18 protein-coding genes and 1 pseudogene are annotated in these 17,717 nt (G+C 66.6%); 11 read left to right on the plus strand and 8 right to left on the minus strand.

The annotated features are described in order from the left end of the window. Positions 1-960, plus strand: a 960-nt coding sequence (locus E1832_RS01710; RefSeq protein WP_133358016.1) for an SPOR domain-containing protein, incomplete at its 5' end; no start/stop codon positions are given. A 7-nt stretch (positions 961-967) separates the two neighbouring features. On the opposite strand, the gene E1832_RS01715 is transcribed toward E1832_RS01710, so the two are convergent. The 3 genes from E1832_RS01715 to E1832_RS01725 all read right to left on the minus strand — a co-directional run bounded on the left by E1832_RS01715 (position 968) and on the right by E1832_RS01725 (position 4,079). Further along, the gene (locus E1832_RS01715) at positions 968-1,984 is read right to left on the minus strand and encodes a hypothetical protein (protein ID WP_133358017.1); all 1,017 of its coding nucleotides are present in this window, start codon (positions 1,982-1,984) and stop codon (positions 968-970) included. Positions 1,985-2,090: 106 nt separating this feature from the next. Next, positions 2,091-2,282 (minus strand): YgaP family membrane protein, encoded by a 192-nt coding sequence (locus E1832_RS01720; RefSeq protein WP_133358018.1) that lies wholly within the window; start codon positions 2,280-2,282, stop codon positions 2,091-2,093. 171 nt (positions 2,283-2,453) lie between these two features. Next, the gene (locus E1832_RS01725) at positions 2,454-4,079 is read right to left on the minus strand and encodes an AMP-binding protein (RefSeq protein ID WP_133358019.1); all 1,626 of its coding nucleotides are present in this window, start codon (positions 4,077-4,079) and stop codon (positions 2,454-2,456) included. Positions 4,080-4,156: 77 nt separating this feature from the next. On the opposite strand from E1832_RS01725, the gene E1832_RS01730 reads away from it, so the two are divergent. The 10 genes and pseudogenes from E1832_RS01730 to E1832_RS22680 form a co-directional block, all read left to right on the plus strand. Continuing rightward, a complete protein-coding gene (locus tag E1832_RS01730) occupies positions 4,157-5,077 on the plus strand; it encodes a DMT family transporter (RefSeq protein ID WP_245513753.1) in 921 nt (306 codons plus the stop codon). 16 nt (positions 5,078-5,093) lie between these two features. Next, positions 5,094-5,741, plus strand: coding sequence for a sulfotransferase family 2 domain-containing protein (locus tag E1832_RS01735; RefSeq protein WP_133358020.1), 648 nt, complete (start codon positions 5,094-5,096; stop codon positions 5,739-5,741). Between the two features lie 237 nt (positions 5,742-5,978). Beyond that, the gene (locus tag E1832_RS01740) at positions 5,979-6,692 is read left to right on the plus strand and encodes a Hint domain-containing protein (RefSeq protein WP_165978767.1); all 714 of its coding nucleotides are present in this window, start codon (positions 5,979-5,981) and stop codon (positions 6,690-6,692) included. Between the two features lie 129 nt (positions 6,693-6,821). Beyond that, positions 6,822-7,106: a DUF3572 domain-containing protein gene (locus E1832_RS01745; RefSeq protein ID WP_133358022.1), complete on the plus strand. Its 285-nt coding sequence runs from the start codon at positions 6,822-6,824 to the stop codon at positions 7,104-7,106. A gap of 52 nt (positions 7,107-7,158) precedes the next feature. Next, positions 7,159-7,854: an HAD family hydrolase gene (locus E1832_RS01750; RefSeq protein WP_133358023.1), complete on the plus strand. Its 696-nt coding sequence runs from the start codon at positions 7,159-7,161 to the stop codon at positions 7,852-7,854. Between the two features lie 100 nt (positions 7,855-7,954). Then, on the plus strand, positions 7,955-9,514 hold the full coding sequence (locus E1832_RS01755; RefSeq protein ID WP_133358024.1) for a trimethylamine methyltransferase family protein: 1,560 nt from the start codon (positions 7,955-7,957) through the stop codon (positions 9,512-9,514). A 99-nt stretch (positions 9,515-9,613) separates the two neighbouring features. Beyond that, positions 9,614-10,201, plus strand: coding sequence for a heme NO-binding domain-containing protein (locus E1832_RS01760; protein WP_133358025.1), 588 nt, complete (start codon positions 9,614-9,616; stop codon positions 10,199-10,201). Next, positions 10,198-11,256 (plus strand): diguanylate cyclase domain-containing protein, encoded by a 1,059-nt coding sequence (locus tag E1832_RS01765; protein WP_133358026.1) that lies wholly within the window; start codon positions 10,198-10,200, stop codon positions 11,254-11,256. The genes E1832_RS01760 and E1832_RS01765 overlap by 4 nt, the downstream gene beginning before the upstream one ends. A gap of 201 nt (positions 11,257-11,457) precedes the next feature. Then, the gene (locus tag E1832_RS01770) at positions 11,458-12,735 is read left to right on the plus strand and encodes a peptidoglycan-binding domain-containing protein (protein ID WP_133358027.1); all 1,278 of its coding nucleotides are present in this window, start codon (positions 11,458-11,460) and stop codon (positions 12,733-12,735) included. Positions 12,736-12,867: 132 nt separating this feature from the next. Further along, positions 12,868-12,978, plus strand: a pseudogene (locus tag E1832_RS22680) (IS3 family transposase); the annotation flags it as partial. 149 nt (positions 12,979-13,127) lie between these two features. Here E1832_RS22680 and speB read toward each other — a convergent pair. From speB to E1832_RS01800, 5 genes are all read right to left on the minus strand, one after another. Then, positions 13,128-14,090 (minus strand): agmatinase, encoded by a 963-nt coding sequence (gene speB, locus E1832_RS01780; protein ID WP_133358028.1) that lies wholly within the window; start codon positions 14,088-14,090, stop codon positions 13,128-13,130. A gap of 226 nt (positions 14,091-14,316) precedes the next feature. Beyond that, positions 14,317-15,330 (minus strand): branched-chain amino acid ABC transporter permease, encoded by a 1,014-nt coding sequence (locus E1832_RS01785; protein ID WP_133358029.1) that lies wholly within the window; start codon positions 15,328-15,330, stop codon positions 14,317-14,319. 1 nt (position 15,331) lies between these two features. Then, positions 15,332-16,204 carry a branched-chain amino acid ABC transporter permease gene (locus E1832_RS01790; RefSeq protein WP_133358030.1) on the minus strand — a complete coding sequence of 291 codons (873 nt, stop codon included), beginning with the start codon at positions 16,202-16,204 and terminating at the stop codon, positions 15,332-15,334. Beyond that, on the minus strand, positions 16,201-16,875 hold the full coding sequence (locus tag E1832_RS01795; RefSeq protein ID WP_133358031.1) for an ABC transporter ATP-binding protein: 675 nt from the start codon (positions 16,873-16,875) through the stop codon (positions 16,201-16,203). The genes E1832_RS01790 and E1832_RS01795 overlap by 4 nt, the downstream gene beginning before the upstream one ends. Continuing rightward, positions 16,868-17,596, minus strand: coding sequence for an ABC transporter ATP-binding protein (locus E1832_RS01800; RefSeq protein WP_165978768.1), 729 nt, complete (start codon positions 17,594-17,596; stop codon positions 16,868-16,870). Before E1832_RS01800 ends, E1832_RS01795 begins: the two co-directional genes overlap by 8 nt. Between the last annotated feature and the right edge of the window lie 121 nt (positions 17,597-17,717).

Below are 17,717 nucleotides of genomic sequence, written 5' to 3' on the forward strand. Positions count from 1 at the left end.
CGCCGTGTCCCGGCCCAGGCCGTTGCGGCGCCCACCGTGGCGCCCGCCGTCGTCTCGCCCGCGCCGCGCCGGACCGCCCCGGCGGCGGCGCCGGTGATCGCGCCCCGCAAGTCCGAGGCGCCGGCCCGGAGCGGCTGCTCCAATGCCTCGTCCTTCTCCCAGCAGTTCATCAACAAGGGCAGCGATGTGCGCTGCGGCCCGCAGGCCGAGCCGCCGGTCACCTACGGTCGCGGCTGGGACCGACAGTCCGCCGTGACCCCGGCGCGGTCGGGACCGCCGCGGGTGGCCGCCGCCTCGCTCGCGCCCGATACCCGGGTGGTGCCGCGGCATGTCTATGATCAGCGCCGCAACACCAACACGCTGGTGGTTCCGACCGGTTACAGGCCGGTCTGGAGCGATGACCGACTGAACCCGCACCGCGCCGAGCGGAGCCTGCGCCCGGCCCGGCCGGGGCCGGTGAACGGGGCGCCGGACGGCTATCTGAAAGTGGTGCGCGGCGACGACCGGCTGAACCCGAACCGCGGCCGGCTCAGCGCGGCGGGCGATGCCGGCACCGACCGGATCTGGACCCGCACGGTGCCGCGCGACCTGGTCGGGCTGCCAACCGACCGTCCGGTGGTGACGGTCCCGACAGAGGTGGCGCGATCGCCGGCCGAGACGCGGCGCGGGGTCATCCGGCTCTCTACCCGGTCGGCGCCGGGGGCCGAGGCCCGGGGCGTGACCCCCAGCGCGCCAAGCCGTTATGTGCGCGTGGCCGCCTATGACAGCGACGCAGAGGCCCGCCAGGCCGCCGAGGCACTGGCGCGGGGCGGGCTGCCGATGCGCCTGGGCACCGCACATCGCGGGCAGGCGACCTATAAGGTGGTGCTCGCCGGTCCCTTTGCCGAAGAGGGGGCGGCGCTGGCGGCACTGAGCCGGGTGCGCGCGGCGGGCTATCCGGCGGCGCGGCTGAACCGGTGAAGGCGGCTTAGCCGCCGCAGATCCCCTGCAGCAGCACCCAGTCGCGGTCGGGCATCGCCGGCTCGGCGGCCTCGCGGCCGGCCATCGGATCGGCCTCGATCAGGCCCAGAACGCTTTCGCCGGTGATGTCGCGCGCATAGGCATAGGGGGTCGAGGGCACCGAGGCCTTGGCGAAAGCGGCAAGAATCTGCGCCTCCCCGAGCGCCGGGCGCGGCGCCGTCAGCACCTGTTCGGCATAGCGGTCGAGCGCGCCTTGCGTCACATGACCAGAGGTCAGCAGCCGGAAGGTTGACACCGGCCCACCCTGTTCGAGGAATTCGGCCAGCGGATCGATCTGTTGGGTGCGGGCCCGTTCGACCAGGATATATCCCGCCGCCACCGCCGGATCCTCGTAATCCTCGATCACCGCGCGGTTGATAAGGATGATGCCGCCGGGCAGATGCAGCGTGTCCTTGACCCCGGTGCGCAGCACCACCAGCCGCCGCGCCCCGGTACGGCGCGCCAGCCGCTCCAGCACCGGCCGGGTCTCGGGGGTGTCACAGGCGCGGCCCGCAACCCGCTCGATCCGGTCGAGCAGCGCCGCGCCGATCTCTTGGCGCTTGATCGCGGGCACCACCTGGACGGTGTGCCGCCGCATCGCGCCGGGCAGCCAGACCAGCAGCAACAGCAGAACCAGTGTCGTGCTGGCCGCCACGCCCAGCAGCCGCAGCCGCCCGGGCCGCGGGCGCGCCCGGGTGATCGCCGCGCGCAGCCGCTCGATCGCCTCGATCATCGCGGCCTCGTCCGCCGCAAGTTCCAGCGTCTCGCCGGGGTCGCCGTCGGGGTGATAGATCGCGGGGAAACTGCCGGGATTCTTCCGCTCCACCGCGGCCAGCGACCAATGCGCCAGCGCCCGGTCGTTGGTGTTGGCGATGGTCAGCGTCGCCTCGCCGACCGAGACGATCACCTCGCGTCGCTGATCCTCGGGGTTGGGGCGCCACAGCCCGCTGGCTTCCAGCCGCTCATATTCGCGCAGCGCCGTCATTCCGCCTGCATCCGCCGTGCCTCTGTTTTTCGATCAGACTAGCACGGCACAGGCACGGGCGGCAAACGGCTTCGCCGCCCGGGATCGGTTCTGGTCGCGGTCCGGCTTATGCCGCTTTGAAGCCCAGCTTGGACATGATGGTCGCCGCCGGGCAGATCCCGGTAAAGGCCGACTGGAACAGGTTGGCGCCGACAAACACGGTCAGCCACACGAAATAGGGCGACACATAATAGGTCAGCACCACCGACAGCAGGACCATGAAGCCGGCGAACGCCGTGACAGCCTGATTGATCGTCATTTGAAAACACTCCGTTGCAAAGGAGGCGCGTCCCCCGCGCCTTTGCATTCCAAATTAGGAATGTGTGGGCGGTTTTGCAAGCCCGTATCGCCGAAGGTCCCGCCAAAACGCAATGCGCATGGCAGGGGCCGCGCGCCGCCGCGGGAGGGCGGGGCGCGCCGGATCCTTCGCCTAAAGCTCCCTGGCCAGCTTGCGCAGCTCGAACTTCTGGATCTTGCCGGTCGAGGTCTTGGGCAGCTCCTGGAACACGACTTTTTTCGGCGTCTTGAAGCCGGAGAGCGTCTTGCGGGTGAAGGCGATCAGATCCTCTTCGTCGGCCTCTGCCCCCGGTTTCAGCTCGACAAAGGCGCAGGGCACCTCGCCCCATTTCTCGTCGGGCTTGGCGACCACGGCGGCGAGGTTGACGTCGGGGTGCGCCATCAGCACCCCTTCGACCTCGACCGAGCTGACATTCTCGCCGCCCGAGATGATCACGTCCTTGGCCCGGTCGGTGATCTGGATATAGGTGTCGGGGTGCTGCACGGCGATGTCGCCGGAGTGGAAATAGCCGCCCGCAAAGGCCTCGGCGGTGGCCTCGGGGTTCCTGAAATAGCCCTTCATCACGCCGTTGCCGCGCATCATGATCTCGCCCGAGGTCTCGCCGTCCATGGCGATCTGGTGCATCTGCTCGTCCATCACCGTGATATGTTCGAAGATCGGCATCGCGACGCCCTGGCGGGCCTTGATCGCGGCGCGGTCGTCGCCCTCGAGGTGGTCCCAGTGTTCGCCCCAGGTGCATTCGGTGGCCGGCCCGTAGGTCTCGGTCAACCCATAGACCTGGGTGACGTGAAAGCCCATCGGCTCGATCTTGGCCAGGGTCGCGGCGGCGACCGGGGCGCCGGCGGTGAACACCTCCACGGTGTGATCGAAGGTGCGCCGCTCCTCCTGCGGCGCGTTGACCAGCGCGTTCAGCACGATCGGCGCGCCGCCGAAATGGGTCACCCCCTCGTCGGCGATGGCGTCGAAGATCGCCGGTGCGGTGATGTCGCGGCAGCACACCAGCCGACCGCCCAGCATCGGCATCATCCAGGTGTGGCACCAGCCGTTGCAGTGAAACAGCGGCACGATGGTCAGGTAGGTCGGCCGCAGCACCATGCGCCAGCTCAGGATCTGGCCCATGGCGTTCAGATAGGCGCCGCGATGGTGATAGACCACGCCCTTGGGCCGCCCGGTGGTGCCGGAGGTGTAGTTGAGCGCGATGCTCTCCCATTCGTCCTCGGGCATGATCCATCCGAAATCATGCTCGGCATTGCCCAGAAGCACCTCATAGGCCGTATGCCGCCCGGTCGCCGGGTAGCCCGCATGGGGGTCGGGCACCTCGATCAGGATCGGCCTGTGCCCCTCCATCTGCGCGACGGCGGCCTCGGCCAGGTCGATGAACTGGGTATCGACCAGCGCCACCTTGGCCCCGCCATGCTCGAGGATATAGGCCACCGTTCCGACATCGAGCCGGGTGTTGATGGTGTTCAGAACCGCGCCGCAGGCCGGCACGCCGAAATGCGCCTCGGCCTGGGCGGGGATGTTGGGCAGCAGCGTGGCGACCACGTCGCCGGGTTCCACCCCGAGCCCGGCCAGCGCCGAGGCCAATCGCGTCACCCGGTCGTAGTACTCCGCATAGGTCTTGCGGTGCGGGCCATAGACCACCGCGAGTTCGTTGGCAAAGACATGCGCCGCCCGCGCCAGCGCCGACAGCGGTGTGAGCGGCACATAGTTCGCCGCCGTCTTGCCAAGCCCGGTTTCATCGGTCATCCATCCCATGCGTTGTCCTCCCCTTCGCGCATTCGGTGTCGCGTTCAGATGCGATATTGCGCCGCCTGTCTGACAATGGAAAGCCCATGACGATGCCGATGACCCTGCCGGACGACACCCGGCCTCTGACCGCCGCCGTGGTGATGATCTGCGCCATGGCGATCATCGGCGTGATCGACAATTTCATCGTGACGCTGGCGCAGCAGATCGGCCTCTGGCAGTTCCATTTCGTCCGCTCGCTGCTGGCGCTGCCGCTGGTGGCGGCGATGTCGGCGCTGGGGCTGGGGCGCCTTGCGCCGCGGCGGGTGCGGCCGGTGGCGCTGCGCAGCCTGGCGGTGGCGCTGGCGATGCTGTTCTATTTCACTGCGCTGGCGATTCTGCCGATCGCCCAGGCGCTGGCCGGGCTCTTTACCTCGCCGATCTTCATCCTGCTGATCACCGCCTTCGGGCTGCGCAAGCGCATCGGGCCCTGGCGCATCCTGGCGGTGGCGGTGGGGTTCATCGGCATCCTCTTCGTGCTGCAGCCCGATCCGGGCAATTTCGATTGGAGGATCCTGATCCCAGTGGCCGGTGGCTTCTTCTACGCGCTCGGCGCCATTGCGACCCGCAGCCTGTGCGCGGGCGAAAGCACGGTGGCGCTGCTCACCGGCATGCTGATCGCGCTGGGGCTGATGGGGGCGGGTGGGCTGATCTGGCTGGCGCTGTTCCCGGTCGAGGCGCTGCCCGGCCCCGACGGTTTCGTCGCCCGCGGCTGGGTCTGGCCGATGTGGCAGGCGCTGCCCTGGGTGGTGGTTCAGGCGGTGGGCTCGGTCGCCGGCGTGTTCCTGATCATCAAGGCCTATCAGCTGGGCGAGCCGTCGCATGTCTCGGTGTTCGAATACTCGGTGATGGGGTTCGGCCCGATGTTCGCCTGGTATGCCTTCGGCCAGCCGGTCGGCCCCTGGCAGGCGCTGGGCATCGGACTGATTGTGGTGGCCGGCGCGATCATTGCGGTGCGCTCGAAATAGGCTAGGCTCGCAGGTCATGATCCTCAGCCCCGGGCGCGGCTACGTCTTCATCCATATTCCGAAAACCGGGGGCACCGCGCTGGCCCTGGCGCTGGAGGCGCGGGCGATGAAGGACGACATCATGCTGGGCGACACCCCCAAGGCCCGCCGCCGGCGGCGCCGGGTGGCAGGGGCGGCGGCGCGTGGTCGGCTGTGGAAGCATTCGACGTTCGCCGATATCGAGGGGCTGGTCCCGGATGCGGTGCTGGACGGGCTGTTCGCCTTTACGCTGGTGCGCAATCCCTGGGACCGCGCGGTGAGCTATTTTCACTGGCTGCGGGATCAGCGGTTCGATCACCCGGCGGTCGATCTGGCCAGATCCCTGGATTTCGAGGGGTTCGTCACCCATCCGCAGATCCGCGCCGGGTTCCGGGCCAGCCCCGCCGGCTCCTACATGCGGCGGTCAGACGGGCGCGAGCAGTGCAGCGCCTATATCCGCATCGAGCGGTTCGAAGAGGACGCCGCGCCGCTGAACGCGCATCTGGGCTTCCGGCTGGCGCTGCCGCGGGTCAACCTCTCTGCCAGGCCGGCCGATTACCGTGCCGCCTTTTCGGACCGCGCGGCGGCGGCGATCGCCGCGGATTGCAGCGAGGATATTGCCCGGTTCGGCTATCGTTTCGGGTAACTGCTGCTGCGGCGGCGGCCTTGCGACGGCCTCTGTTTCCGTCTTCGTTCCCCGGCCTGCAATCCCTGCATGGATTCCGGCACCAATCCCGGCGTCCCCGCCGGATCAGCCGGGCGCTGGAAACAATGCCATGACCTTTCCTTTTTTCCGACCCATGGCCGGCACCCTGCTGCGCTCAGATGGCCCGGTACAAACACAACCGCGCCGGCTCCCTGCGCCCATCCGGAAGGTTCACCTATGCTGCGACTGCTGAAGGCGCTGATCGGCGCCGGCACCCAGCCTGAAGATCCCGAGATCACGCCCGAGGGCATGGTGATCACCGGGCTGGCCGGGCTGCTGGGCGGGACGCTGGTGGCCACCGATCAGGGCTGGTGCCCTGCCGAGACGATCCGCCTCGGCGACCGGCTGCTCAGCTTTGATCGCGGGATGCAGGCGGTGACGGAACTGCAACGCGAACGCCCGCGCGGCCATTCCGGCCACCCCGCCGCGCTGCTACGCGCAGTCGAGGTGCCGACAGGTGCGCTCGGCAACGACGCGCCGCTCTGGCTGATGCCCGATCAGGGGGTGCTGCTGGAGAGCGACAAGGCGCAGGAAATCCTCGGCGATCCTTTCGCGGTGGTTCCCGCCCGCGCGCTGCTGGGGATCAACGGAATCCGCCTGTCCGTGCCGGGATCGGGCATCAGCATCACCACGCTGGCCTTTCCCCATGACGAGACGATCTATATCGACGGCGGCCTGCGGCTGTTCTGCCCGCGTCCGCGCACCGTCCTGACCGAGGCGCTGGGCCCATCCGATGGCGGCGTGTTCAGTGTGCAGACGCTGCAGACCGCCCGGTTCCTGGTCCGGACGCTGATCGAGACGCGCGGCGCCGGGGCGCTCTGCGCCCCGCCCGAGGAGATCGCCGGGCAAATGCCGCTCGATCCGCGCGGGGTCCGTCCACTGGCGGGATAGGCGGACGGCGGGTCGGAGGCGATCCGCGCCGTTCCGATTGACGGCATCGGAGAAATCGCGCAGGAAAAAGGGGCAGATTTCTGCCCCGCAAACCCTTTTCCTGCCAACAGCCTCCGCGCGGTCCCGCTCATGTCCTTTTCCGTCGATGCCGCCGAAACCCTCGCGCTCCGGGCGCTGGCCTGGCTGGTCGGCAATGAGGAGCTGCTGCCGCTTTTCCTCGGCTCCACCGGCGCGGGCGAGGACGAGTTGCGCGCGCGCGCGGGCGATCCCGAATTCCTTGCCGCCGTGCTCGACTTCCTGATGATGGACGATGCCTGGGTGGTGGGGTTCTGTGACGCCAGCAACACCCCATATGATCATCCTAAGCAGGCCCGCGCCGTGTTGTCCGGCGGGGCGCAGGTACACTGGACCTGAGCGCCCGTGATCTGATCGCCTGAGACCTGACCGCCTGAGAGGAGCCCGGGGCATGACCATCGACGCCATTTTGTTCGACAAGGACGGCACCCTGTTCGATTTCGGCGCCACCTGGGAGGCCTGGGCCGAGGCGTTCCTGTTGCGCGCCACCGGCCAGGACCGCCCCCGCGCCCGGGCGATCGGCGCCGAGATCGGCTTTGACCTCGAGGCGGGCCGTTTCGATCCGTCCAGCGTGGTGATCGCCGGAACCCCCGCCGAGGTGGCAGGCGCGCTGGGTCCGCATTTCCCGCACATGTCGCCCGCCGCGCTGATCGACATGCTGAACGAAGAGGCCGAGCGCGCGCCGCAGATCGAGGCGGTGCCGCTTGCCCCGTTTCTCGACGGGCTTCGCGGCCGCGGGCTGCGGCTGGGGGTGGCCACCAATGATGCCGAGGCCCCGGCGCGGGCCCATCTTGGCGCGGCCCGGGTGCTCGACCGGTTCGATTTCATCGCCGGATTCGACAGCGGTCACGGGGCCAAACCCGAACCCGGGCCGCTGCTGGCCTTTTGCGCTGCGGTCGATGTGGATCCGGCCCGGGCGGTGATGGTCGGCGACAGCACCCATGATCTGCACGCCGGGCGCGCTGCGGGCATGCTCACGCTGGGTGTGCTCACCGGCATGGCGGCGGCGGACGAGCTGGCCCCGCACGCCGACGCGGTGCTGCCCGACATCGGGCATATTCCCGCCTGGCTGACCGCACGCGGCTGATCGCTGTCTGAAAACGACACAATCCGTCGCGGACAAGGCGGCGCGCGCGCCGTACCTGGGGCCTGCTGGACATCGGACCAGGCACGCAGGAGGGGCATCCATGGCGGATCAGGCGACTCGCAGACGGCGCGGCGGCGGCCGCGCGGGGGCGACGGCGCGGCGCGGCGCGGCGGTGATCGAACAGATGCCTTTTTCCCCCCCGATCAACCGTGACCGCCCCATAGAGCCGCTGAGCCAGGAGGGGGTCGCCGCCATCCATGACGGCGCCATGCGCATCCTCGAAGAGATCGGCATCGCCTTTCTCAACCCCGAGGCCCTCGGGATCCTGCGCGAGGCCGGCTGCACCGTCGAGGGCGACACCGTCCGCATGGGCCGCGATTTCGTGATGGAGATGGTGGGCAAGGCGCCGTCGCAGTTCACTCTGACCCCGCGCAACCCGGCGCGCAGGCTGACCGTCGGCGGCGATACCATGCTGTTCGGCAATGTATCATCGCCGCCGAACTACTGGGACATGGAGATCGGCCGGAAGGTGCCCGGAACGCGCGAGCAATGCGCCAACCTTCTGAAACTGACGCAATATTTCAACTGCATCCATTTCGCCGGCGGCTATCCGGTCGAACCGGTCGACATCCACGCCAGCGTCCGGCACCTCGACGTGCTCTATGACAAGCTGACGCTTACCGACAAGGTGATGCACGCCTATTCCCTCGGCAAGGAGCGGGTCGAGGACGTGATGGAGATGGTGCGCATCGCCGGCGGCCTCAGCCACGAGGAGTTCGAGGCGACGCCGCGGATGTATACCAACATCAACTCCACGTCGCCGCTGAAACACGACTTTCCGATGATCGACGGCTGCCTGCGGCTGGTGCGGCGCGGCCAGGCGGTGGTGGTCACCCCCTTCACGCTGGCCGGTGCCATGGCGCCGGTGACCATGGCGGGCGCGGTGGCGCAATCGCTGGCCGAGGCGCTGTGCGCCATCGCGCTGTTTCAATACGTCCGCCCGGGGTGCCCCTGCGTGATCGGCACCTTCACCTCCAATGTCGACATGAAATCCGGCGCCCCGGCCTTTGGCACCCCGGAATACATGCGCGCCACCCAGATGACCGGCCAGATGGCGCGGTTCTATGGGCTGCCGATGCGCAGCTCGGGCGTCTGCGCGGCCAATGTGCCGGACGGGCAGGCGATGTGGGAAACCTCCAACAGCCTCTGGGCGGCGGTGCAGTCGGGCACGCATATGGTTTATCACGCCGCCGGCTGGCTGGAGGGCGGGCTGATCGCCTCCCCTGAGAAATTCATCATGGATTGCGAGGTGCTGCAGCAGATCCAGCGCTACATGCAGCCCGAGGTCTGGGACACCTCGACCGACGGTATCGCGCTGGATGCGATCAAATCGGTCGGAAAAACCGGGCATTTCTTCGGCATCCAGCACACCCAGGACCGCTATACCACCGCCTTCTACCAACCCTTTCTCAGCGACTGGCGCAATTACGAGGGCTGGGAGGCCGCCGGCGCCATCTGGACGCCGGAGCGGGCGCATCTGCTTTACAAGCGGATCCTGGAAACCTTCGAGGCGCCGCCGATGGATGCGGCAATCCGCGACGAGCTGGCCGCCTTTGTCGCCCGGCGCAAGGCCGAGGGCGGCGCGCCCACCGATTTCTGAGACATTCCGTCGCGACCGGCGGTTCCGGCGGTCTGCCGTTTTGGATTTGTTAAGCCAATCCGGACCAAGCTGAAGCGGGAACGGAAATGGGGAATCGGCATGCACGGTCTGGTCAACAGAGCGATACAGTCCTTTGTCACCAATACCTATGGCCGCGCCCGCTGGCGCTCCGTGACCGAGGCTGCGGGGTTGGGCGGGATCGAGTTCGAGGCGATGTTGAGCTATGAGGACGGGCTTACCGACGCTGTGATCGACGCGCTTTGCGCGGACCTCGGCGTCTGCCGGAACGACGTGCTGGAGGATCTGGGCACCTATCTGGTGTCGCATCCCGAGGTCGAGGCGCTGCGCCGCCTGCTGCGGTTTGGCGGCGAAAGCTATGTGGACTTTCTGCATTCGCTCGACGATCTGCCCGACCGGGCGCGGCTGGCGGTGTCGGATCTGCGCCTGCCGGTGCTGGAGCTGCGCGAGGAGGGCGCCGGGCGGTTCACCCTGACCTGCGGACCGGACCTGCCCGGGTTCGGCTGGGTGATGATGGGGATCCTGCGCGCCATGGCCGACGATTACGGCGCGCTGGTGATGCTGGAACACGACGGCATCCGCGACGGGGACGAGGTGATCGCCATAACGCTGATCGAAACCGCCTTTGCCAAGGGCCGCGATTTCAATCTGGGGGCGCGGGCCGGATGAGCGAGGCTGCGATGCTCGACGATCTGCTGACACGGCTGTGCCCGATGCATCTGATCCTGGACGCCGAGGGAACGATCCGCCACGCCGGCCCGACGCTGCAGAAACTGCGCCCCGGGGCGCAGTTGGCTGGACAGCGGTTCCTCGAGCTGTTCCGCCTGACCCGGCCACGTGCGGTCACCGGTTTTGCCGATCTGATGGCGGATGCCGACGGCAAGCTCTCGGTCGGGTTCCGCGATGCCCCTCATACCACCCTCAAGGGGCAGATCGTGGCGGTCCCCGGCGGCGCGGTGGTGGCGCTGTCCTTCGGTATCTCGCTGCTGGACGCGGTGCGCGACTATGATCTGACCAGCGCCGATTTCGCCCCCACCGACCTGGCGATCGAACTGCTCTACCTGGTGGAGGCGAAATCGGCGGCGATGGAGGCCTCTCGCCAGCTCAACCAGCGGCTTCAGGCGGCCAGGATCGCGGCCGAGGAACAGGCCTTTACCGACACTCTGACCGGGCTCAAGAACCGCCGTGCCATGGATCACGTTCTGGCGCGTAAATCGGGTGGCGGCATGCCCTATTCGCTGATGCATATCGACCTGGATTTCTTCAAGCAGGTGAACGACACGCTGGGCCATGCCGCCGGCGATCACGTGCTCCAGCAGGTGGCGCAGGTGCTGGTCGAGGAGACCCGGCGCGAGGATACCGTCGCCCGGGTCGGCGGCGACGAGTTCGTGATCGTGTTCGACAATCTGACCGACCGGCCCAGGCTGCAACGCATCGCCCGGCGGCTGATCGAGCGGCTGGAGCACCCGATGCGGTTTCAGGGGCGGACCTGCGCCATCTCGGCCAGCATCGGGCTGGCCCTCTCGGTCGAGGAGCCGGGCTGCGCCCCGGAGGATTTGTTGCACCATGCCGATCTGGCGCTCTACGCGGCGAAACGGGCCGGGCGGGCCACCATGCGGTTCTACGCCACGCCCGCGCCGGGGGACGCGGCGCGATGCGCTCCGGGCTGGGCGGAGCCCGGGCGGGATGAGGTCGGGCCTGAACCGGGCCTGAACCGGGCCTGAACCGGGCTTGGGCGGGTTGGCGGATCCGTGCCTGCAGGGCGGTTGCGACCCTGTGCAACTTGACAGTTAGGGCGCGGCTTGGTCATGCTGTGCATCATGGGTTAATCGCATTTCCGGCCTGCCGCCCCGCTGACCCCTGGGGGCGCCCGCAAGACGCCTCCGTTTCGGCCCGGCACGCCACCATTGGTGAGGATAATCAAGATGTGGAAACGTAATCTCTGTGCATCGCTGGCCGCGGCCAGCATGGTCTTTGTGGGCGTCGAACGGGCCCGCGCCGACGACGCCGCCGCGCTTCTGGGCGGGGCGCTTCTGGGCGGCATCATCGTGAACGAGATGAACAAGAACAAGACGCGCCGCACCACCACCACCACCACGCGGACGACCGTGTCGTCGTCGCAGCGCGAACAGAACCGCCAGGTGCAGATCGCACTGAACTATTTCGGCTACAACGTCGGCGGCGCCGACGGCGTGCTGGGCCAGAACAGCCGCAACGGCATCCGCCGCTATCAGGCCGACATGGGGTACAACGTCGACGGCTATCTCGACCAGCACGAGCTGAACTTCCTGCTGGGCAGCCATCAGCGTGCCATGGCCAGCGCCCATATGGCGCCCTATTCGCAGATCGTCGCCACCCAGGGCCAGATGGGCCTGTTGCGCACCTATCGCAACGAACAGCTTGGCATCGCCACGCCGGGCACCCAGATGGCGCCGCAGACCCAGATGGCGACCGCGCCCGTGCCGATGCCGGCCCCGGTGCCGCAGCCGACCCAGCCTGAGCCGGTGACCGCCCGCGCCGATACCAGCGGCAGCACCGGCGGCGGTCTGCCGCAATTCGGCTTTGCCCCGGACGACCGTTCGATCCGCGATTATTGCGATCAGGTCCACGTGCGCACCGCCGCCAACGGCGGGCTGAGCACAGCGGGGAACATGTCCGACGCCGGCTTTGCCCTGTCCGAACAATTCTGCATGGCCCGCACCCAGGCGATGTCGGACAGCGCCCGGATCGAGGCCTCGATCGCCAACATGACGCGCGAGCAGGTCGAGGCGCAGTGCGAGGGGCTGGCCCAGGCCGTCGCGCCGCAGATGGCCGGGATCGAGAACCAGCCCGCGACCCAGGTCATGGCCCGCACCAAGAGCTTCCTCGAAAGCTCGGGTCAGCCGATGGCGCAGCTGGTCTCCGGCGGCAAGGTCTGTCTCGGTGCCGGCTATCGTGCGGATAACGCCCAGATGGCGCTGGCCAGCGCCGTGCTGCTGACCGCGGCCGGGCAGGGCGGTTATGGCGAGATGGTCAGCCACCAGCTGCGCGAGGGGTTCGGCGCGATGCAGGCCGCGCCGCAGACCGCCGGCTCCTGGATGCAGGTGGCGCTGAGCGCGGTGGCCTCCGGCCAGCCGGTGCTGGGCCAGACGCCCGAGCGCGTCGCGGTGATCCAGGCCGCCGCCGGCGGCGCGCTGCCGGTATTCGGCACCGCCAGCGAGTGATCGCAGTCTGAAGAGACGTTCAAGGCCCGTCCCCGGAATAGGGGGCGGGCCTTTTTGGTTTTCGCGGGTCTTAGGCTCCAGACGCATGGGTTTTCAAAGCCAGAGCATGACGGTTGCTGCGAGGGCGAATGCGAATGCCTCGCCGCGATCCCCGATACCTCGATCTCGGGGCGTCGGGTGGCGCCTGAGTTGACGGGCCCGATCGAACGGCGGGGAAAGCCCGGTAGGGTTGTCTCGGACAACATCCAGTCGACTGGCAGCATGCGGCGCTTGCTTGGGGCGCAGCGGCGAATATCGCCCGAACCGCCCCAAGAGGCCGCTTGTCGCGCCGTGGCGCAGTTCAGTCGTCCCCGCCCCGCGCGGTGACGATAGCCGCGTCCCAAAGCGTCAGCTCAACTGCGCTTCAGCATGGCCAGCGTTTCGAGAATGATACGGTTCGCGGCGATCTGCGTCACCTTCGTGGGATCGAGAGAGGGCGCGACCTCCACGATGTCGAAACCGCCGATGTTCAGTGCCTTGAACTGATCCAGAATCTCGAACATTTCGCGCAGCATCATTCCGCCCGCCGTCGGTACGCAGGTTCCGGGTGCGGTCGTCGCGTCGAGCGCATCGATATCGATGGTCAGGTAGACATCGCTGGCCCCGCCCGCGATGTCGGCGGCTTTCTTTCCTGCCGCTTTCGCGCCGTCGCGGATGATTTCATCCAGGGTGATCACGGTCAGCCCGTGCTTTTTGGCGTTTTCCAGTTCTGTGCGCGGATTGAGCCACCCGCTGATGCCGATGAGGACCGTGTGCCGGGGATCGAAGCCCGCGTCGAGGGCGCGGGTGATCGGGCAGCAATGACTGTCCTTGACCCCGCCGATGTCATCGGCGGTGTCATAGTGGGTATCGAACAGGATGAGCCCCGGTTTCTCGTGATGTTTTGCAAAGGCCCGTGCCCCGCCGATCGTGACCGAGTGGTCACCGCCGAGAAGCACCGGCTTCGCGCCGCCTGCGATGATGTTGCCGATCATCTCCGTGGCGATCCTCATCGTGTTTTCGACGTCACCGGGAATGACGGGGATGTCGCCGCAATCGACCATCGTGAATTTCTCGCGAAGGTCGATGTCGGACGTGGCGTTGTAGGTCAGGAAAAGGCTGGAGTGCTCGCGGATCCCGCGGGGGCCGTAGTTCGCGCCCGTGCGGCTGATCTGCGTGGAATCGAATGGGAAACCGATGAATGCCACCTCCGCCCGGGCGGTTTCGATGGCCTCTTTTTGCGGCGGGACGAAAGGAAGGCCGAACATGGTTCCGGCGATGCCGGAATGAAGCAAGCCGTTCCACATCGTTTCATCCATAGGAACAGAGGTGCTCATGATCGTGGCCTTTCAGATGTGAACCCGGAACGCACGGGCCCGGAGAGATACGTTGAAATCCTGAAGCGAGTTTCAGACCAAAATCGACGCATGGGCAATCGTGACAGCTGTCACCGTTGAACCCGTCTGATTTATCTGTCCTGCTGCTGCTCTGCATGAAGACATGGCGCCCGCATCGGTTTCGGGTGCGGAGAGGGCCGTTCCGGCACCCCGGCGACAGGCCGGATCACTGCCCCCCGCGCCCCGCGCTGCGCCGCCGCTGCAATCCGACAAGCCCGCCCGGAAAAAAGATCACCAGGATCACGACGGCAACGCCCAGCAACAGCAGCCGGTAGTCATCGAAACTTCTCAGCAGCTCGTTGCCGATCACCACGATAAAGACCCCCAGGATTGCGCCGGGGAAACGGCCCAGTCCGCCGACGGCGATCATGACCATGGCCATGAGAAAGAACTCGGTCCCCAGAATCTTGGGGGTGACAACGGTTGTATAGTGGGCATAGACGCCCCCGGCGATGGCGGTGAAGACGGCCGAAACGACAAACGCCAGAAGCTTGTACTTGCCTTCGTTCACGCCGATGGACTGGGCAAAGGTGCCGGCATCCCTCATCGCGATAAAGGCCAGACCCATGCGCCCGCGCAGCACGATGAAATAGATCAGGTAGACGCAGACTGATCCAAAGGCGAGCGACACCCAGAACCAGGTCAACTTGTCGATGGTCGAGACCTGGTGGCCGAACAGGTTCAGCCAGGGCACGCCCAGCAGGCCGGTGTGCCCCCCCATCCCTATGGCCTTGCCCTGCTGGATGACCGGCGGCAGGGCAAGGTGCACGGCGAATGTGAACAATGCGACGTATTCCCCTTTCAGCCGAAGGCTGGGAAGGGCGATCAGCGCTCCGACCGCCGCGCCGACACCGGCCGCACAAGCGATCGAAAGCAGCGGCGTGAACCCCGCGTAGATCGACAGCATGGCCGAAGAGTAGGCCCCGAAGGCAAAAAACACGAGCTGGGCATAGTTGAAGATCCCGGCATATCCCAGGATCAGATCCCAGGATGCGATGACAATGCACCAGATGAACACCAGGATGAAAACATGCCGGATGTAATTGTCTCCGATCAATGCCCCGAGCACTGCCAGACCGGCCACGACCGCCCAGAAGATCAGGCTGTCCTTGACGAACCCCCGCCCGGTGAAAACCGAAGAGATCGTCCGAGCGGGGGCGTGTTGGTTCTGTGTCTTCATTTCAGTTCTCCCACACTCCGAACAACCCTTTCGGCCGGATCATCAGCACGACGATCAGCATGACGAGCCAGGCCGGCATCGCCCAGTTCGACCCCAGAAAAAAGATGATATAGGCCTCCAGCACGCCGAGGATGAATGCCGCCACGAAGGCGCCCTTGGTGCTGCCCAATCCCCCCAGGACCACGATGACAAAGGCTTTGAGAAATGGCCCCCATCCGCCCAGCGGCGAGATCAGGAACACCGGGGCCAGCAGGATTCCGGCGATCCCGGTAAGAACCACCGACAAGGCGAAGGTCAGGGCGAACACCTGGTTGACGTTGATGCCGACCTGACTGGCGCCCTGCATGTCCTGCGACACGGCGCGCACGGCCTGGCCGTAACGCGTATGGGTCAGGAAGAACTCCAGCGCGCCGACCAGGCCGAGGGACACCACGAAGATCCAGATCTTGTACCAGGAAAGGGTGATACCGCCCATGGTCACGACCCCTTCGGCAAAGGCCGGAATGGTCTTGGTGCCGGGCCCGAATACCAGTTGCAGTCCGTTCTCGATGATGAACGCAAGGCCGAGCGTCACCATGATGGTGTTGACCTTCCAGTTCGCAGAACTGCGCAGGGGACGAATGATCACCCGTTCGATCGCGACGCCGCTCGCCGCCAGGATCGGGATCGCAGCCAGAATGCCCAGCCAGAGCGGCAGGCTGAAATAGCCGACCACGAAGTACCAGGCGATGTATCCGCCCAATGTGTAGAGCGAGCCGTGCGCGAAGTTGAGGATGCGCGACGCGCCGTAGACGAGTGACAATCCGATTGCGATGAGACAGTAGACTGCGCCCTGTGTCATGCCGCTCAGCAGTACTTCGATCATCTGGGTCATAGGGGCTCCTGAACGTGGTTCGGCTCAGCGGCGGATACGGCGCCTTCTTCGATGAAATAGACGCGGTCGATCATCCCGCGGAGCAGCGCCATGCTCTGTTCGACGATCAGGATCGTCAGACCGTCCCGGTTCAGCGCGGCGACAGTCCGGAGCATGGTTTCCGTGAGGTTCGGGGCCAGGCCCAGAGACGGCTCGTCGATGGCCAGCAGGGTGGGATTCGACATCAGCCCCCGTCCCAGCGCCACCATCTGAGCCTCGCCTCCGCTGAGCGTCCGGCAAAGCTGGCCGCGCCGTTCCGCCAACCTGGGATACAGGTCGAAAACCCGCTCGAGGTTCTGTTTTTCCATTTTGCGGGCCTCCGGCAGGAACGCCCCCAGTTCGAGGTTCTCCAGAACGGTCATGTCAGGGAAAAGCCGCCGATCCTCGGCCACGTAGACCAGCCCGCGTCCGACCAGATGCGGCGCCGAGCGGCCTTCGATGTCCTCTCCATTGAACCGGATCGAGCCACCGGTAACGGGCATTATTCCGCACACGGCCTTGAGAAGGGTGCTTTTGCCATGCCCGTTTGCGCCCACGACCGCGACCATTTCGCCCTTTGCCACGTCCAGAGACACGTCGTGGAGAATATGGAAGTCGCCGTATCCGGCGTTGATGTCCCGGATTTCAAGCATCGTGTTTCTTGCCCAGGTAGATTTCTACCACGTGGTCGTCGTTCAAAACGATCTCGGGGGTATCGAGCATGACGAATTCTCCGAAATTGATGATCAGGATGCGGTCCGCAATCTCGGCAAGCGCCCGCGTCTTGTGCTCGACCATGACGACAGTGATCCCAAGCGTATCGCGGACGTGACGGACCACATCGAGAAAGTCCGCGATTTCCTCGGCGTTCAAACCGCCGAGCGGTTCGTCCATGAAGATCATTTCAGGCCCGGTCGCGAGCGCGGCGCCCAGCATGATCCGTTTCCGGGTCAGCAGATCGGCCCTGGCCGCCTCCATCTCCAGAAGGTCGCCAAGCTTTGTCAGTGACAGTATCTCGTCCAGCGAGATGCCGGGAGGCGCGCCGCGGGCCTCGCGGCCGAACAGGGCACCGGCCAGCAAGTTCTCTCCGACGGTCAGGGACGACAGCAATGTCGGAACCTGAAATGTCTGGGCAATACCCAGGCCGCAGCGGACGTGGCGGGAAAATGGCGTGATCGTCTTGCCGTCGAAGATGACCTTGCCCTCGGACGCTCTCAGCCCGCCGGTGCAGACGTTCATCAGCGTGCTTTTCCCCGCGCCGTTGGGGCCGGCGACGCCCAGTATTTCACCCCGGTCGATGTGAAAGGAAACGTCCGTCAAGGCCCGGAACGGCCCAAACTTCATCGTGACGTTTTCCAACGACATATGGCTCATGCGAAAACTCCCATGCGGTCCGGAACCGACGTGAGAACCGCCGCAAACCGGCGGAGAACGAAAGCTTGGGAAAGGGCCGCGCCATTGCCCGGGGACAACGGCGCGGAGTGCTCCCGGTGCA

It is taken from the genome of Antarcticimicrobium luteum, from assembly GCF_004358185.1.
GTDB lineage: Bacteria > Pseudomonadota > Alphaproteobacteria > Rhodobacterales > Rhodobacteraceae > Antarcticimicrobium > Antarcticimicrobium luteum.